This window comes from Roseateles sp., assembly GCF_049240545.1.
GTDB lineage: Bacteria > Pseudomonadota > Gammaproteobacteria > Burkholderiales > Burkholderiaceae_C > Paucibacter_A.
In genome coordinates this window covers 1-1,119 of the sequence record NZ_JBMLSK010000057.1, presented here as the reverse complement: position 1 = coordinate 1,119, position 1,119 = coordinate 1, and the positions used below count along the sequence as shown (strand labels likewise).

The 1,119-nt window shown below is 62.0% G+C and carries 3 protein-coding genes; 1 reads left to right on the top strand and 2 read right to left on the bottom strand.

Translation table 11 applies throughout. The features are described from left to right. On the bottom strand, positions 1–209 hold a 209-nt coding region (locus ACOVRJ_RS03645), incomplete at its 3' end, for a hypothetical protein (protein ID WP_422042543.1). A 276-nt stretch (positions 210–485) separates the two neighbouring features. Next, on the bottom strand, positions 486–1,001 hold the full coding sequence (locus ACOVRJ_RS03640) for a nucleotidyltransferase family protein (RefSeq protein ID WP_422042542.1): 516 nt from the start codon (positions 999–1,001) through the stop codon (positions 486–488). On the opposite strand from ACOVRJ_RS03640, the gene ACOVRJ_RS03635 reads away from it, so the two are divergent. Further along, positions 909–1,119, top strand: a 211-nt coding sequence (locus ACOVRJ_RS03635; protein ID WP_422042544.1) for a hypothetical protein, incomplete at its 3' end; no start/stop codon positions are given. The genes ACOVRJ_RS03640 and ACOVRJ_RS03635 overlap by 93 nt on opposite strands.

Genomic DNA, 1,119 nt, shown 5'->3' with positions numbered 1-1,119 from the left:
ACCATACGCGTAAGAGGGTGCATGATCGCCTCATCGAAGCTGGCCTTCGAATACGCCGAGACCACGGTGCTGGCCAAGGCTGGGCGGATGCCGTCGGTGGCGTAGGTGTCCAGGAATACCTGCATGGCCAGCACCGACAGGCATAGCGCATCTGCCGGAAAGGCACGCCGAAGCGTGACGAGACCGCGGGTGGGTCTCGGGGCCGTCATTGCCAAAGCTTCCACATCTTGATTTCACCACAGTGTGTCAGTGGTGCCGGCTTGGTCAGAGACGATCCCGGAGGAGATAACACGTCCTCATCGGCATGCGATCCGATGCCGGCTGTTGCAGCAACTGCCGGGCGAGAACTTCGATGGGGACTGACATGGTGTTCTCTTGGACGTTCACCCGAATGGCTTGCCGCAAGGCCGATCGCAGGTCATCTGCCAGGCCAGATGATGGCCCTCGATGAGCGAGGGCCATCAAGAGTGTGATGAGCAGGTACCTCATGCCACCACGCGGACCCGTGGCCATCGTCGAAGGTATTGCTTCTGCTTCACACGTTGGAGATAAGTCCGGGCGCTGGCCCGGATGGGGTTGCGACGTACCACCATGCTGAAGAGGTCGTCCAGACCCCAAGGGGAGATGACGTCGATGTTCTGCGCACCGTCAAGCGTGACGCCGACGCAGGTTGCGTACTCGGGCCAACTGGCCACAGCTTCATGGAGGGAATGCAAGGGCGCCACTGGCTGACCGAAGCAGCTCTCGAACCACAGATGCACGCCGGCCTGGTTGGTGACCTCCCACGGCAGATCAGGCATCAGAGACTGCAGTGCAGACTGCAGCGCCCCTTCCGCCTCGGAACTCAAGTCCTGCGGATCGAAGTACGCGACATCCAGGTCCGGCAACCGCGAGGGCTGCGTGTACCCATGAAGATGGTCCCAGACCAGATTCCGCACGGCGCCTGCGCCGATGCACCAGGATCCAAGCCGGAGGGACGCTACCGCTCGCAGCGCATCCATGCACCAAGGCGAACCCTTGACGATCTCGACAAGAGCGAGGCGATACGCGTCCTCGTGCAACCCTCACCCCCCCTGCCACGCCACCCCATCTTCATTCAGGATCACATCCAGCGGCACG

Coding starts and splice junctions, on each gene's coding strand:
- ACOVRJ_RS03640 (WP_422042542.1), bottom strand. CDS start 1,001: ATGGATGCGCTGCGAGCGGTAGCGTCCCTCCGGCTTGGATCCTGGTGC.